15 protein-coding genes are annotated in these 14260 nt (G+C 62.4%); 6 read left to right on the forward strand and 9 right to left on the reverse strand.

The annotated features are described in order from the left end of the window. Position 1 precedes the first annotated feature (1 nt). On the reverse strand, positions 2-1156 hold the full coding sequence (gene ttgA / locus C4Q27_RS16985) for a toluene efflux RND transporter periplasmic adaptor subunit TtgA (protein WP_064491135.1): 1155 nt from the start codon (positions 1154-1156) through the stop codon (positions 2-4). A gap of 256 nt (positions 1157-1412) precedes the next feature. Between ttgA and ttgR the strand changes: the two genes are divergently transcribed. After that, positions 1413-2045: an efflux transport transcriptional regulator TtgR gene (gene ttgR / locus C4Q27_RS16990; RefSeq protein ID WP_012053630.1), complete on the forward strand. Its 633-nt coding sequence runs from the start codon at positions 1413-1415 to the stop codon at positions 2043-2045. Positions 2046-2162: 117 nt separating this feature from the next. On the opposite strand, the gene C4Q27_RS16995 is transcribed toward ttgR, so the two are convergent. Then, positions 2163-3614, reverse strand: a complete 1452-nt coding sequence (locus tag C4Q27_RS16995) for an MDR family MFS transporter (RefSeq protein ID WP_104887096.1) — start codon at positions 3612-3614, stop codon at positions 2163-2165. A 382-nt stretch (positions 3615-3996) separates the two neighbouring features. Here C4Q27_RS16995 and C4Q27_RS17000 point away from each other — a divergent pair, with 382 nt between their 5' ends. Beyond that, complete coding sequence (locus tag C4Q27_RS17000; RefSeq protein ID WP_020190257.1) at positions 3997-4866, forward strand: oxaloacetate decarboxylase; 870 nt, start codon at positions 3997-3999, stop codon at positions 4864-4866. 19 nt (positions 4867-4885) lie between these two features. On the opposite strand, the gene C4Q27_RS29440 is transcribed toward C4Q27_RS17000, so the two are convergent. Next, positions 4886-5059 carry a hypothetical protein gene (locus tag C4Q27_RS29440; protein WP_177410008.1) on the reverse strand — a complete coding sequence of 58 codons (174 nt, stop codon included), beginning with the start codon at positions 5057-5059 and terminating at the stop codon, positions 4886-4888. A 39-nt stretch (positions 5060-5098) separates the two neighbouring features. Further along, a complete protein-coding gene (locus tag C4Q27_RS17005; protein ID WP_104887097.1) occupies positions 5099-6013 on the reverse strand; it encodes a LysR family transcriptional regulator in 915 nt (304 codons plus the stop codon). 183 nt (positions 6014-6196) lie between these two features. Here C4Q27_RS17005 and C4Q27_RS17010 point away from each other — a divergent pair, with 183 nt between their 5' ends. Beyond that, a complete protein-coding gene (locus C4Q27_RS17010) occupies positions 6197-6811 on the forward strand; it encodes an NAD(P)-dependent oxidoreductase (RefSeq protein ID WP_064491132.1) in 615 nt (204 codons plus the stop codon). A gap of 19 nt (positions 6812-6830) precedes the next feature. Here the strand turns inward: C4Q27_RS17010 and C4Q27_RS17015 are convergent, their stop codons facing one another. Then, a complete protein-coding gene (locus C4Q27_RS17015) occupies positions 6831-7706 on the reverse strand; it encodes a LysR substrate-binding domain-containing protein (RefSeq protein WP_014592244.1) in 876 nt (291 codons plus the stop codon). 114 nt (positions 7707-7820) lie between these two features. Between C4Q27_RS17015 and C4Q27_RS17020 the strand changes: the two genes are divergently transcribed. After that, complete coding sequence (locus C4Q27_RS17020; protein WP_104887098.1) at positions 7821-9458, forward strand: 5-guanidino-2-oxopentanoate decarboxylase; 1638 nt, start codon at positions 7821-7823, stop codon at positions 9456-9458. A 123-nt stretch (positions 9459-9581) separates the two neighbouring features. On the opposite strand, the gene C4Q27_RS17025 is transcribed toward C4Q27_RS17020, so the two are convergent. Next, complete coding sequence (locus C4Q27_RS17025) at positions 9582-10502, reverse strand: AraC family transcriptional regulator (protein ID WP_003251974.1); 921 nt, start codon at positions 10500-10502, stop codon at positions 9582-9584. A gap of 202 nt (positions 10503-10704) precedes the next feature. Between C4Q27_RS17025 and C4Q27_RS17030 the strand changes: the two genes are divergently transcribed. Together C4Q27_RS17030 and C4Q27_RS17035 are read left to right on the forward strand one after the other, a co-directional pair. Then, a complete protein-coding gene (locus tag C4Q27_RS17030) occupies positions 10705-10998 on the forward strand; it encodes a putative quinol monooxygenase (protein WP_010952504.1) in 294 nt (97 codons plus the stop codon). Positions 10999-11014: 16 nt separating this feature from the next. After that, positions 11015-11281, forward strand: coding sequence for a hypothetical protein (locus C4Q27_RS17035; protein ID WP_014859143.1), 267 nt, complete (start codon positions 11015-11017; stop codon positions 11279-11281). On the opposite strand, the gene C4Q27_RS17040 is transcribed toward C4Q27_RS17035, so the two are convergent. From C4Q27_RS17040 to C4Q27_RS17050, 3 genes are all read right to left on the reverse strand, one after another. Next, positions 11282-11887, reverse strand: coding sequence for a flavin reductase family protein (locus C4Q27_RS17040; protein WP_010952506.1), 606 nt, complete (start codon positions 11885-11887; stop codon positions 11282-11284). A gap of 119 nt (positions 11888-12006) precedes the next feature. Further along, the gene (locus C4Q27_RS17045) at positions 12007-12450 is read right to left on the reverse strand and encodes a heme utilization protein (RefSeq protein ID WP_104887099.1); all 444 of its coding nucleotides are present in this window, start codon (positions 12448-12450) and stop codon (positions 12007-12009) included. Positions 12451-12750: 300 nt separating this feature from the next. Continuing rightward, on the reverse strand, positions 12751-14070 hold the full coding sequence (locus C4Q27_RS17050) for an MFS transporter (RefSeq protein WP_003251986.1): 1320 nt from the start codon (positions 14068-14070) through the stop codon (positions 12751-12753). Positions 14071-14260 lie beyond the last annotated feature (190 nt).

The following is a 14260-nucleotide window of genomic DNA, read 5'->3' on the forward strand; positions in this document are numbered from 1 at the left end:
TTTACTCCGCTTTGGCGTCTGCTTTCGCCGCGTTGGCCTGATCAGGGCCGGCCGGCTTCTTGACGTTGGTGGCATCGCTGACCTTCACCTCGACGCCTGGGCGCACGTACTGCAGCCCTTCGGTGATCAGGCGGTCACCCGGGTTGAGGCCTTCCTCGATCAGCCAGTCGCTACCCAAGGTGCGGCTGGCCTTGAGCTGGCGCAGTTCGACCTTGTTCTCCTGGTTGACCACCAGGGCGGTGGGTGCGCCCTTGAGGTCGCGGGTCACGCCTTGTTGCGGTGCCAGGATGGCGTTGGTGTTGACCCCGGCCTTGAGCCGCGCATGCACGAACATGCCTGGCAGCAGGGTGTGATCGGGGTTGGGGAACAGGGCGCGCAGGGTCACCGAGCCGGTGGTCTCGTCGACCGCGACTTCGGAGAATTCCAGGCGGCCTTCCTGCTTGAACAGGCTGCCGTCTTCCAGCACCAGCTGAACCGAGGCGGCGTTTTTGCCGGCCTTCTGCAACTGGCCGCTTTCCAGGTCACGGCGCAGCTTGAGCAGCTCGGCGGTGGACTGGGTAACGTCGACATAAATAGGATCGAGCTGCTGGATGGTGGCCATGGCGTCGGTCTGACCGTTGCTCACCAGTGCACCTTCGGTGAACGAAGAGCGACCGATACGGCCGCTGATCGGCGCCAGAACCTTGGTGTAGCGCAGGTCGATCTGTGCGCTCTTGAGCGAAGCCTCGGCCTGCAATCGTTTGGCATTGGCGTCGTCGTATTCCTGTTTGGAGACGGCCTGTTCGTCAATCAGTTGCTTGTAGCGTTCGGCCAGTGAGCGTGTAGCCAGCAGGTTGGCCTTGGCATTGGCAAGGGTGGCTTCGTACACGGCAGGGTCGATCTGATACAACTGCTGGCCTTCCTTGACCTCACTGCCTTCCTTGAACAGGCGCTTGAGGATGATGCCGTTGACCTGCGGGCGCACTTCGGCGACGCGGTAGGCACTGGTTCGCCCCGGCAATTCCGAGGTGAGGGTGAAGGCTTGCGGCTGGATGGTCACGACGCCGACCTGAGGAGCCTGCGCCGCGGGCGCTGCTTCTTCTTTCTTACAGCCACTGAGCAGGGTTGCCAGGGCGACGGCGGAAACCAGAGCGGTAACGGCTGGCTTGAATTGCATGAGGATCCTCGGGTCGCTGGAGCAGGGAGACGCTCAAGAGTAATGGAAGAGATCTTGATCTGGAAAAAATGCTATCCGGTGGATAAATAGCTTGCTAAGGAATATACTTACATTCATGGTTGTTTGTAAATACTGCTGGGTTGTACTCAGGTACAGCCGCAGCGTTTGATTAGCTCATCCGAGAGGCCCCGGCAGAGGTGCCCCCGGAGCGTCCCCGCACGCGCTGCGCGTTCGGGCCAGATGAGGTTGTGCTGCCATGGTCCGTAGAACCAAAGAAGAAGCCCAGGAAACCCGCGCCCAGATCATCGAGGCGGCGGAAAGGGCCTTCTACAAGCGCGGGGTCGCGCGAACCACCCTGGCCGACATCGCCGAACTGGCGGGTGTGACGCGGGGGGCGATCTACTGGCACTTCAACAACAAGGCCGAGCTGGTGCAGGCGTTGCTCGACAGCCTGCGCGAGACCCATGACCATTTGGCGCGCGCGAGCGAAAGCGAGGATGAACTCGACCCGCTTGGCTGCATGCGCAAGCTGCTGTTGCAAGTGTTCAACGAGCTGGTGCTCGATGCCCGAACCCGTCGTATCAATGAAATCCTGCATCACAAGTGCGAGTTCACCGATGACATGTGTGAAATTCGCCAGCAGCGCCAGAGTGCGGTGCTGGATTGCCACAAGGGCATCACCCTGGCGCTGGCCAATGCCGTACGCCGGGGCCAGTTGCCTGGCGAGCTGGATGTCGAGCGCGCGGCGGTGGCCATGTTTGCCTATGTCGATGGCCTGATCGGGCGCTGGCTATTGCTGCCTGACAGTGTCGATCTGCTGGGCGATGTCGAAAAATGGGTCGACACCGGGCTGGATATGCTGCGCTTGAGCCCGGCTCTGCGCAAATGACACTTTGTTAAGGATTGTGAGGGAGTGTTTCCCCTTTGTGTTAAGGGGGTATTAAGGGCATGTCCGCCCTGCGGCTGTTCGCAGCACAAGGCGGCTCTTGCAGCGAGTGCGTAGCCTTCAGCGGCCGCGCAATTGCCGGTCGGGCAAGGCCAATGCCGCAAGCAGTCCCAGCACCGCGACGACCGCACTCCCCATCAGCAGCTGCCGGAACGTTTCCAGCAACCGTCCCTGAGTCACCGGGTCCACCTCTGCGGCCTTCAAGCTCCCCAGCAACGGATTACCCGACAGTTCGAAACCACCCTGATGCAGCAGTGCCAGCAACAAGCTGGACATGCATGCCACGCCCATGGCTCCGCCCAGCGAACGGAACAGGTTGGTGGTGCTGGTGGCCACGCCGATGTCTTTGCTGGCCACCGCGCTTTGTGTACCCACCAGGGAGGTCGGGAATTGCAGCCCGCAGGCTATACCGGTCAGCAGCATGAACAGCGCACTGAGCAACGCTGATTGCGGCGGGGTCAGTGCCATCGCGAAAATGGCCACTGGCATCAGCAGTGCACCGGCCAGGATCTGTGGCTTGTAGCGCCCGGTGCGGCTGGTCATGCGGCCACCTGTGAAGGCGCCCATGGGCAGCCCCATGGCCAGCGGCAGCAGATGCAGGGCGGCGCTGTCGGCACCGGCGCCGGTAATGCCTTGGAAACGCAGGGGCATGAGCATGGTCAGCGAAATGGACTGGAAGCTGGCGAAGAAGATCACCGCCCAGCACAGCACTGCCACACGGTTGCCGAACAGGCTGAGCGGCAGCAGCGGCTCCGGGCAGCGGCGTTCGTGGGCGATGAATAGCGCCAGGCCCAGCAGGGCGCAGCCGAACAGCGCCAGCACGGCCGGGTCGGCCCAGGCGTGGCCCTGGCCCACCAAGGTGATGCCCAGGAGCAGGCTGCCAAGGCCGAGAATCAACAGCATGGCGCCAAGGTAGTCCACCTGTGCCTCACGACGCTGCACTGGCATGTCAGCGAGCGCACGGCGAATGGCCCACAAGGCGACCAGCCCCAGCGGCAGGTTGATCCAGAACACCCAGCGCCACGACAGGTACTCGGTCAACCAGCCGCCCAGCACTGGCCCGGCCACGCTGGCCGCGGCGTACATGCTGCTGAAGTAGCCCTGGTAGCGGCCGCGTTCGCGCGGGGGCACGAAGTCGCCAATGATTGCCTGGCTCACCGAGACCATCCCGCCTGCGCCGATACCCTGCAGTACCCGGGCCAGCACCAGTTGCGGCATGTCCTGGGCCATGGCGCAGGCAATGGAGGCCAGGGTGAACAGGCTGATGCCGGTGAGGATCATCCGGCGCCGGCCGTAAAGGTCGCCCAGTTTGCCGTAGATCGGCACGGCCACGGTCATGGCCACCATATAACCGGAGATGACCCAGGCCAGCAGGCCGACATCGCTGAACTGCGCCGAGATGGCCGGCAGCGAGACGGCGACGATGGTCTGGTCCAGTGCGCCGAGGAAGATGGCCAGCATCAGGGCGGTGAGCACGTTGCGCAGGGCGGTGGGGGGCAGGGCGGCGGTCACGGGAATACCTTGTTTTGTCTATGGCGGCCCCTTCGCGGGCAAGCCTGCTCTCACAGAAGCCCTCGGATTGTAACCTGAGTTAGGTAGCTTCCTATGTACTATCTGCATCCCCTATGCAAGATCGGCATTGGCGCATTCATCCAGTGCTGCATGGCTGCGTGATATCGTTGGTATGCCACAGAGGCTGAAATCCGGGGCTTGCACCAGGTTGGTGCAGCATATTGCCGCAGGTTTTTCAGTCCGCTGTCTCCCACACCTTTTATTCCTCTGCCTGCATGTCGAGCATGACCGCCCAGATGGCGACGGTTGGAACAGGTCAGGTAGACCCGATTACAGGGGTCGGTAGTTACCGTTCAAATTTCAACTTTTTTGCGGAGTGATCATGCCCAAGGCTTCCCACCAAGATCTGCGTTTTGCCTTCCGCGAGCTGCTCGCTTCAGGTTCCTGTTTCCACACTGCCTCGGTGTTCGACCCAATGTCGGCACGCATTGCCGCAGACCTGGGCTTCGAAGTCGGTATCCTCGGCGGTTCGGTCGCTTCGTTGCAGGTACTGGCTGCTCCGGACTTCGCTCTGATCACCCTCAGCGAGTTCGTCGAGCAGGCCACCCGCATTGGTCGGGTCGCGCAACTGCCGGTACTGGCCGACGCCGACCACGGCTATGGCAACGCACTGAACGTGATGCGCACGGTGATCGAACTGGAGCGCGCCGGTGTGGCCGCACTGACCATCGAGGACACCCTGCTGCCTGCCCAGTTCGGGCGCAAGTCCACCGATCTGATCCCGGTCGAGGAGGGGGTTGGCAAGATCCGCGCGGCGCTGGAGGCACGGGTCGATTCGTCCCTGTCGATCATTGCCCGTACCAACGCGGGCGTAATCAGCACCGAAGAAATCATCGTGCGTACCCAGAGCTACCAGAAGGCGGGCGCTGATGGCATCTGCATGGTCGGGGTCAAGGACTTCGAGCAGCTCGAGCAGATTGCCGAGCATCTGACCGTGCCGCTGATGCTGGTCACCTATGGCAACCCGAACCTGCGCGATGACGAGCGCCTGGCGCGTCTGGGCGTGCGCATCGTGGTCGATGGCCATGCGGCTTACTTTGCCGCGATCAAGGCCACTTACGACTGCCTGCGGCTGCAGCGTGGTCGGCAGAACAAGTCGGAAAACCTCAGTGCCACCGAACTCTCGCACACCTATACCCAGCCAGAAGACTACATTCGCTGGGCCAAGGAATACATGAGCGTCGAAGAGTGATCGGCAGGGCGCCGTCCATTCAACGGACGGCGCTCAAGGTTGCACTGTGAGGCACGCAATGTGCCTGCTCGCAGCTATTGGCGACGCTTGGCTGGCTGCGTTGCAGTTCGGCGCGCCAGCAGGCCGAGCCATACAGCGCTGTAACTGCGGTAAGGGCCATGACAAGGGCGACTCTTCTGGATTTGATGCCCATGGTGCTCACCTCCTGTGACAGCGATAGGGGTGTACGCCACTAGTATAGATCCCGATCCCACTCCGGCTCGTCCTTGAAACGCTGTACCAGGAAATCCAGCATGCTGCGCAAGGTCGCCGGCATGTGTTTGCGCGACGTATACACCGCATTAAGGTTCAGTTCACGCGGTTTGGCCTCGGGCAGCAGACGCACCAGTTCACCCCGGCGTATGGCGTCTGCGGCCTGGAAGGTTGGCAGCATGGCGATACCTGCGCCAGCCAGCGCGGCCCTCTGCAGGGTCATCACCTCATTGGCACTGATGTTTCCCGATACGGGGACGGCGACCTGCTGGCCGGCTACCGCGAAATGCCACAAGCTGTGTCCGAAATAGGCATGGGTCAGGCAGTTGTGCAGGCTCAGTTCCTCAACCCGTTGCGGCGTGCCTCGCTCATTCAGGTAGGCCGGTGCCGCGCACACGACCGAGCGGCACACGCTCAGGCGCCGGGCGATGAGGCTGGGGTCCACGTCATTGCTGGTGCGAATGGCCAGGTCGATGCGCTCGTCCACCAGGTTGACGGTGCGGTCGAGCATCTGCAGTTCTACCTTCACGTCGGGAAAGCGCCGCACATAGGCGGCCACTGCATCCACCAGCTGTGCCTGGTCCTGGCCGAATGAGGTACTGACGCTGATACGCAGCGCCCCCCTTGGCGCGTCTTCCGGCTGCTGCACGGCAGCCTGCAGGTCGCCGGCCAGTTCCAGCAGTTGCCGGCAGCGAGGCAGGGTTTCCTGGCCGGCTGCCGTGAGGCTGAGCTTGCGCGTGGTCCGCTGCATCAGCCGCGCGCCAACCCAGTCTTCCAACTCTGCCAGGTAGCGCGACACGACCGGCCGCGATAACTGCAGATAGTCCGCCGCCGCCGACTGGCTGCCCAGGTCGATGACGGTGACGAATACACGCATGGCGTTGAGGCGATCCATGATTTGCCCGATTTCAGAAACAAACTATGTCTGAGCATCGCATTTTTTGTGACGAATCGGGTAACTAAGCTGTGCGCATTGTTTGCCGGAAGGCGTTATCCGAAGCCGGCAGACGAGAGCCCTGGCGCTGGCGGCGAAGGTCGCCAAGGGCAGTCATTTCGTTCAACTGATGGAGAGTATTTCATGAGCAAGATCGCAATCATCGGTGCCACTGGCCGCGCTGGCAGCCAGTTGCTGGAAGAGGCTCTGCGCCGTGGTCACCGTGTACTGGCCATTGCCCGCGACCCTTCCACGCTTGAAGGGCGTGAGGGTGTGACCGTCAAGTCGCTGGATGCCACGGACAGCGCGGCCCTGCAAGCAGCCGTCGCAGGTATGGACGCTGTGTTGAGTGCCGCGCATTTCTCGACAATGCAGCCGCACGCCATCATCGAGCCGGTGAAGCGCGCCGGGGTCAAGCGCCTGCTGGTGGTGGGTGGCGCCGGTAGCTTGTTGCTGCCGTCAGGGCATCGGGTGATCGACAGCCCGGATTTCCCGGAGGCATATAAAGCCGAGGCCAGTGCCGGCGTGCGTTTTCTGGAGGCGCTGCGGCGCGAGCCGAACCTGGACTGGACCTTCCTCTCGCCTTCGGCCGAGTTCGTTGAGGGTGAGCGCAGAGGTCACTATGCGCTGGGCAAGGATCATCTGTTGATCGGTGCGGACGGCAAGAGCTGGATCACGTTTGCCGACTATGCGATTGCCATGCTGGATGAGCTGGAGAAGCCGAAACACTCGCGGCAACGGTTCACAGTCGGCTATTGAGTCGCCTGCGAAAGGGCCGTCACAGGCTGGCCTGGCCCTCCAGCCAGTCCAGCAATTCCAGCAACCCCGGCGGCAAGCTCCTGGCCTGGCTCACCAGGTAATATCCCTTGCCTGTCAGCACCTTCAGCGCAAACGGCATGCACAACCGCCCACCGCGCAGGTCATCGCCAATCAGCGACCAATCGCCGATCGCCACCCCAGTCCCCTGCGAGGCCATGGCCATCGCCATGTCCAGTGTCTCGAAATGCTGTTTGGGTCCATGCGTGGCCAGCGTCACTCCAGCCGCCTGCAACCACAACCGCCAGTCGTGTTCATCCCGCGAGGGATGCAGCAGCATGTGCCTGGCCAGGTCTTCCACCTGCTGCAACGGCACTGGCCCTTCACGCAGTGACGGTGCGCACACCGGGGTCAGCTGCTCATCGAACAGCTTGCGCACCTGCAGCCCGTGGTTCGGCGCATCGCCATAGACCACTGCCGCATCGAAGCCCTCACGGCGCAAATCCACCCCGTGCTGCACGGTCGTGGTCAGCTCCACCGGTACGTCCGGGCGCAGTGCCTGCCACTCCATCAGGCGCGGCAGCAGCCAACGCATCACGCAGGTGGGTGCCTTGAGCTGCAGGGTAGTGCTGTGCTCACCCACCTCGCGCACCCCTTGTTCGATCAGGGCGAACACCTGCTGCACCCGCGGCAGCCAGTCCAGGCCTTCACGGGTCAGGCTCAACCCACGCGCCTCGCGCTTGAACAGGGCATAACCGAGGTGTTCTTCGAGGGCTGCAATCTGGCGGCTGACAGCGCCCTGGGTGATGTGCAACTGCTGCCCGGCGCGGGTGAAGTTGCAGTGCTGGGCGGTGACCAGAAACGTGTGCAGGGCAGGCAGGGGCGGGAGGCGTTTCATTGCAGTAAGCCATGATCACAGGACATGGCTAGTATGTGTTTTTTTACATTGTGGCGATAGCCGTGGCTTGGGTCCAATAAGGGCATACCCCAACAAGATTCATGGTGATCCCTGATGGCAACCTGCGGCGAAGTACTGGTCAAACTCCTTGAAGGCTATGGCGTCGATCATGTCTTTGGCATCCCCGGTGTACATACCGTGGAGCTCTATCGTGGCCTGGCGGGCTCTTCCATTCGCCACATCACCCCGCGTCATGAGCAAGGTGCCGGGTTCATGGCTGACGGCTATGCGCGCACCCGCGGCAAACCCGGGGTATGCTTCATCATCACTGGCCCGGGCATGACCAATATCACCACTGCCATGGGCCAGGCCTATGCCGACTCGATCCCGATGCTGGTGATTTCCAGCGTGCAGTCCCGTGACCAACTGGGCGGTGGCCGTGGCAAGTTGCACGAGCTGCCCAACCAAGCCGCGCTGGTATCGGGTGTGGCGGCGTTTTCCCACACCTTGATGAGTGCAGCCGACTTGCCGCAGGTGCTGGCCCGGGCATTTGCCGTGTTCGACAGTGCCCGGCCACGCCCGGTGCATATCGAAATCCCGCTCGATGTGCTGGTTGAACCGGCCGACTTCCTGCTGCCGGGCCGCCCTGTACGTGGCAGTCGGGCTGGGGCTGCACCGCAGGCCGTGGCGCAGATGGCTGAGCGACTGGCCAGTGCACGTCGGCCGCTGATTCTGGCCGGTGGCGGGGCGTTGGCTGCGGGCGCTGCGCTGGCACGCCTTGCTGAACACCTTCAGGCCCCGGTGGCGCTGACCATCAATGCCAAAGGCTTGCTGCCTGCCAGCCACCCATTGCAGATCGGCTCGACCCAGTCGTTACCGGCCACACGGGCGCTGGTGGCCGAGGCTGACGTGGTGCTGGCGATCGGCACCGAACTGGCCGAAACCGATTATGACGTGACCTTCAAGGGTGGCTTCGAGATCCCGGGCAGTCTGCTGCGCATTGACATCGACCCGGACCAGACCGTGCGCAATTATCTGCCGGAGCTGGCGCTGGTAGCCGATGCCGAGCTGGCAGCCGAAGCGCTGCTCGGTGCCTTGCAAGCCCAGCCGCAGCCAGTGCACGAAAGCACTTGGGGCGTGGCCCGCGTGGCCGACCTGCGCAAGGTCCTGGCGGCAGACTGGGACCAGCCCACCCTGAGCCAGACGCGTTTGCTGAGCGCCATACTGGAGCGCCTGCCGAATGCGATTCTGGTGGGCGACTCGACCCAACCTGTGTACACCGGCAACCTGACACTCGACATGGAGCAGCCACGCCGCTGGTTCAACGCCTCGACCGGTTACGGCACCTTGGGTTACGCGTTGCCAGCAGCCATGGGCGCCTGGTTGGGCAGTGCCGAGCAGGCCGTCGAACGCGCTCCGGCGGTGTGCCTGATTGGTGATGGTGGTTTGCAGTTCACCCTGCCGGAACTGGCCAGTGCAGTGGAGGCGCAGGTACCGCTGATCGTACTGCTGTGGAATAACCAGGGGTACGAGGAAATCAAGAAATACATGGTCAATCGGGCGATCGAGCCGGTCGGGGTGGATATCCATACCCCGGATTTCATCGGCGTGGCGCGGGCGTTGGGCGCGGCAGCAGAGAACGTGGCCGATATCGCCCAATTGCAGGCCGCGCTCGGGCAAGCGGTGGAGCGCAAGGGGCCGACCTTGATTCAGGTGGACCAGAATCAGTGGCAGGCCGCGGTATTGGGTTGAAGCATTGCGATTGCCTGTATCGGCCTCTCGTGCCTGCAGGCAGCGCGCAATTTTCGCATCTGTACAAAAACCTGTAGGAGCGGGTTTACCCGCGAAAGCGCCGGTGCAGGCGAATGTTGAGCTTCAGACCGCAGTAGCCCGCAACCGAGCCACATCACGAATCGGCGGCGCGCCGTAAAGCCGGCTGTATTCACGGCTGAACTGCGACGGGCTTTCATAACCCACCCGATAAGCCGCCACCGCCGCCTCCAGCCCGTCGTTCAACATCAGCCGCCGCGCCTCCTGCAGGCGCAGCTGCTTCTGGTACTGAAGCGGGCTCATCGAGGTCACGGCCTTGAAGCGGTGGTGCAAGGTCGAGGTGCTGAGGTTGACCTCACGGGCCAGGTCCTCGATACGCAGCGGTTGTTGGAAGTTGTTGTTGAGCCAAGTGATGGCCTGGCAAACCCGGTGGGTCTGGCTGTTGGCCAAGGCAATTTCATACAGCCGGTAACCCTGCGGCCCACGCAGCAGGCGGTAGAGAATCTCGCGGCGGAACAGCGGCGCCAGCATTGCGATGTCGCGGGGGGTGTCCAGCAGCCGCAGCAACCGCAGCAGGGCATCGAGTAACGCGGCATCTGTCCTTTCCACATACAAACCACGGCCGGAAGGCCTATTGGGTACCAGCATCGGACCGCTCTCGGCGATCAGTTGGCTGATCTCCGCCGGGTCCAGGTCCATGCGCAGGCCCAGGCTTGGGTTCTCGGGGCTGGCATCCAGCCTCACGGCGCTGAGTGGCAAGGTCACCGAAACGACCATGTAATGCAGTGGGTCGTAGGCGTACTGCTCGTCACCCAGGAACAGGCTTTTGCTGCCCTGGGCAAGGATGCACAGGGCAGGCTGCGCCAGGGTGGGTACAGAACGCACATTTTCGGTGTAACGCACCAGGTACAGGTCATCGATGGCCGATGCTGGGCCATAGGGCTCGCCCGCGTGGCGGTTGATCAGCTCGGCCAGCTCCAGGCGCTGCAGTTCCAGGGTCGGTTCGGTGGACGTGGCGGTGGTCATGATGGCTTTCCTCTGCTGACCGACGCAGCATAGGTTTGAGCAAAGACGGGCGCTAGTCGAAAGCTGCATGTGGATTGCCTGATCCTGCCGCGCAGCAGGATCAGGCAATCGACATGCAGTAATGGCCTAACGCGCCGCGCGGGTGAGCGCCTAACCTTGGCAGCCTGGCTTTTCCGTCCGCCTGCTTCAAGGAGATTGTGCAATGACCCTTAAACAACCGGTCACCCACCTTGCTTTCATCCGTGCCAGCAGCGGGCGCTCGGCAGAGCTGGGCGCGCGCCTGCGTGACCTGCTCGAGCCCTCGCTGCGTACACCGGGTTGCCTGAGTTTTACCGTGCAGCGTTCTCAGGCTGATGCTGACCTGTGGTTGCTCAGCGGAAGCTGGCAGGACCAGCAGGCGATGAGTGGTTACTTTGCTTCGCCGACACTGGAGGTGTTCGGTGAGCTGGTGCAGGCCCAGGTGGTCAGCAGCCTGGACTTGCATACCTTCGATTGAGCGTGAATGAGGTAAAGTGACGCCCTTGTTCAATCACGCGGACAGCAACATGGCACGTAGGGAATTCACTCATTTCGAAGCGGTATCGGCGATGGTGCCGGTGGAAGGTGGCGGCTATAACGCAGCCATCGCGGTCAAAGCCTTGGGCATGGGCGGCGCGCCGCGCTTTCACAAGGTTCTCGACGGGCAGGTGTTCAAGGGCGCCGTGGCCGCCGACGAAGCGGCCACCGCCGAGCTGCAACGCCTGCAGGGCGTCAGCGAAGAGGGTGAGCTGGTCTGGTGATCAGGCCGGCGGTCGGGCCATCTTGAACAGGTTGCCCAGCTCGAAATAATCCGCCGGGCCACCCCCACGCAGGATTGGCTCGGCGGCAGCGGTATCGTAGATGCCGTTGTTCAACAGGTGCTCGGCAATGTGCACCGCCACCACTTCTCCAAGGATCAGCCAGCTGGGCACCTGTTCCTGGTCGGCCCGCTTGAGCTGGACGATCTGGCTGACCTTGCACTCGAAGGCTACCGGCGTTTCACCCACGCGCGGCACCTTGACGATGCTAGACGGTGCGGCAGTGAGGCCGCTCAATTCGAATTCGTTCACTTCGGCAGCGACCGGTGCGCAGCTCAGGTTCATTTGCTCGGCCAGTGGGCGGGTGGCCAGGTTCCAGACGAACTCACCGGTCTGCTCGATGTTGTTCAGGCTGTCTTTGCGCCCGACGCTGCAGAAACCGATGATCGGCGGGATGTAGTTGAACGCATTGAAGAAGCTGTAAGGCGCCAGGTTCAGGCGGCCTTCGCGGTCCTGAGAGGAGATCCAGCCGATCGGGCGGGGACCGACGATGGCATTGAACGGGTCGTGCGGCAGGCCGTGGCCTTTGGCGGGTTCGTAGTAATACATCTGTGCTGGGCTTGTTGGCCCTACCTCCTGATGGACAAGGTGCCTAGTGTGCCAAGCCTGAGCTCGCCTGCAAATGATCAAGCCCGGCCGAAGCCGGGCTGGGTGCTCGCAATCAGGTATCAGCTGATGCGGTGCGCATTGGTGCGGTCGAAGCCGTCTTCAGCGAAGCGTTGGCCACCGGTGCGGTCGAAGCCGTCTTCAGCGAAGCGTTGGCCACCGGTGCGGTCGAAGCCGTCTTCAGCGAAGCGTTGACCACCGGTGCGGTCGAAGCCGTCTTCAGCGAAGCGTTGGCCACCGGTGCGGTCGAAGCCGTCTTCAGCGAAGCGTTGGCCACCGGTGCGGTCGAAGCCGTCTTCAGCGAAGCGTTGGCCACCGGTGCGGTCGAAGCCGTCTTCGGCGAAGCGCTGGCCGCCGGTGCGGTCGAAGCCGTCTTCAGCGTAGCTGGCTGACTGGGTTTGAACCGCGGCAAAGGTGTGAGCGTCGGTCCGGTCGAAGCCATCTTCGGCGAAGGCGCCAGCTGCGAAAACCGAGAGGGCCAGGGTAAGGATCAGTTTGTTTTTCATGGTCGTTGCTCCAGGGGTTTGTGAGTTGTTTGTTTCTATGGGTTTAATCCTACGCCGAATAATTTGATTAAAAAGAGCAAAAAATAGTGCTAAATAATCCATTTGTTCGATGTATTTGGGCGCGTATGTCGTGCTTCAGGCCGCAAGGCTGGCTTGGGAGCGTTCGCGCGGGCGCCAACGTTCTGCCAGCCATTGCAGCTTGCCAAGGTGGAATTAATAGGGCGTTAAGAAGGAAAAGTCTGAATAGAAAAGGGGCGCTCCATGCAATGGAGCGCCCCTTTTAGTACTGCCAGGCCAGCGTTACTCAGTGGTAATCCGCGAGTGCTGCTTGGTGTCTTTCATGGTCGCGTAAACCAGCAGCGAGCAGGCGATACAGGCGGTGACGTACCAGTAGAAGCCGCTCTCCATGCCAGCGCTCTTGAACCACAGGGCCACGTATTCGGCGGTGCCACCGAAGATCGACACCGTCAGGGCATACGGCAGGCCAACGCCCAGGGCGCGAATCTCGGTAGGGAACAGCTCGGCTTTGACCACGGCGTTGATCGAGGTATAGCCGCTTACGATGATCAGGGCGGCCATGATCAGGAAGAACGCACCCCACCAGGTCTGGATGGTGTGCAGGGTGCTGAGGATGGGGACGGTGAACAGGGTGCCGAGCACACCGAAAGCGATCAGGATCGGACGGCGGCCAATCTTGTCGGACAGACCACCGATCACCGGCTGCAGGCACATGAACAGGAACAGCGTGGCGGCCGAGATGGTGGTCGAGTCACTGATGCTCATGCCCACGGTGTTGACCAGGTATTTCTGCATGTAGGTGGTGTAGGTGTAGAAGGCCAGGGTGCCGCCCATGGTCAGACCGACGACGGTCATCAGCTCCTTGGGGTGACGCAGCAGGGTGCGCATCAGGCTTTCCTTGGCCTTTTCCTTCTTGGTGAACGAGGCGGTTTCTTCCATGCCGCGACGCAGGTACAGGGCCACCACCGCGCACAGCGCACCGATCACGAACGGCACGCGCCAGCCCCAGGCGTACAACTGCTCGGTGGTCAGGGTCTGTTGCAGGACGATCAGTACCGCCAGGGCGATGAGCTGGCCGGAGATCAGGGTCACGTACTGGAAGCTGGAGAAGAAACCACGGCGCTCCTTGCTGGCCATTTCGCTGAGGTAGGTGGCCGAGGTGCCGTATTCACCACCCACCGACAGGCCCTGCAGCAGGCGCGCGATGACCAGCAGGACAGGTGCGGCGACGCCGATGGTTTCGTAACCCGGGGTCAGGGCGATGACCAGCGAGCCTGCACACATGAGCAGGACCGACGCCATCAGCGCGGCCTTGCGGCCCTTGCGGTCGGCGTACAGGCCCATCAGCCAGCCACCGATCGGGCGCATCAGGAAGCCCACGGCGAAGATCGCAGCGGTATTGAGCAGTTGTGCGGTGGAGTCGCCGGCGGGGAAGAAGGCCTTGGCGAAGTACAGCGAGAATGCGGCGTAGACGTACCAGTCGTACCATTCGACCATGTTGCCGATGGACCCGCTGAAAATCGACTTCAAGCGGCTGGCGGTGGTTTTTTCTGCGGCAGGCGCGGTGGCCGCCCCGGCAGGCAGGGAGGTGGCGTTATCCATCAGGGATACCTTCTCGTTGTTTTTGTGGAGCGCGCCGTGGCGCAGCTTGCCAAGGCAATTGCAGAAGGTGTGCCAAATGGGTGCGGGCTGATTCATTTGAGGGCATCAAATAGCCCGAGCCGGCACAGCAGTGGGTGTTGCGCCGCCCTTTGCAGGAGCGGGCTTGACCGCGAAGGGCTGCAAAGCAGTC

The organism is Pseudomonas sp. SWI36 (genome assembly GCF_002948105.1).
Taxonomy (GTDB): domain Bacteria; phylum Pseudomonadota; class Gammaproteobacteria; order Pseudomonadales; family Pseudomonadaceae; genus Aquipseudomonas; species Aquipseudomonas alloputida.

Excerpts from the sequence above, each read along its gene's own strand:
- C4Q27_RS17000 (WP_020190257.1), top strand. The coding sequence starts at position 3,997 with ATGCCCAAGGCTTCCCACCAAGATCTGCGTTTTGCCTTCCGCGAGCTG.
- C4Q27_RS17030 (WP_010952504.1), top strand. The coding sequence starts at position 10,705 with ATGACCCTTAAACAACCGGTCACCCACCTTGCTTTCATCCGTGCCAGC.
- C4Q27_RS17045 (WP_104887099.1), bottom strand. The coding sequence starts at position 12,450 with ATGAAAAACAAACTGATCCTTACCCTGGCCCTCTCGGTTTTCGCAGCT.
- C4Q27_RS17005 (WP_104887097.1), bottom strand. The coding sequence starts at position 6,013 with ATGGATCGCCTCAACGCCATGCGTGTATTCGTCACCGTCATCGACCTG.
- C4Q27_RS17050 (WP_003251986.1), bottom strand. The coding sequence starts at position 14,070 with ATGGATAACGCCACCTCCCTGCCTGCCGGGGCGGCCACCGCGCCTGCC.
- ttgA (WP_064491135.1), bottom strand. The coding sequence starts at position 1,156 with ATGCAATTCAAGCCAGCCGTTACCGCTCTGGTTTCCGCCGTCGCCCTG.
- C4Q27_RS17025 (WP_003251974.1), bottom strand. The coding sequence starts at position 10,502 with ATGACCACCGCCACGTCCACCGAACCGACCCTGGAACTGCAGCGCCTG.
- C4Q27_RS17040 (WP_010952506.1), bottom strand. The coding sequence starts at position 11,887 with ATGTATTACTACGAACCCGCCAAAGGCCACGGCCTGCCGCACGACCCG.
- C4Q27_RS29440 (WP_177410008.1), bottom strand. The coding sequence starts at position 5,059 with ATGGGCATCAAATCCAGAAGAGTCGCCCTTGTCATGGCCCTTACCGCA.
- C4Q27_RS17015 (WP_014592244.1), bottom strand. The coding sequence starts at position 7,706 with ATGAAACGCCTCCCGCCCCTGCCTGCCCTGCACACGTTTCTGGTCACC.
- C4Q27_RS17020 (WP_104887098.1), top strand. The coding sequence starts at position 7,821 with ATGGCAACCTGCGGCGAAGTACTGGTCAAACTCCTTGAAGGCTATGGC.
- C4Q27_RS17010 (WP_064491132.1), top strand. The coding sequence starts at position 6,197 with ATGAGCAAGATCGCAATCATCGGTGCCACTGGCCGCGCTGGCAGCCAG.
- ttgR (WP_012053630.1), top strand. The coding sequence starts at position 1,413 with ATGGTCCGTAGAACCAAAGAAGAAGCCCAGGAAACCCGCGCCCAGATC.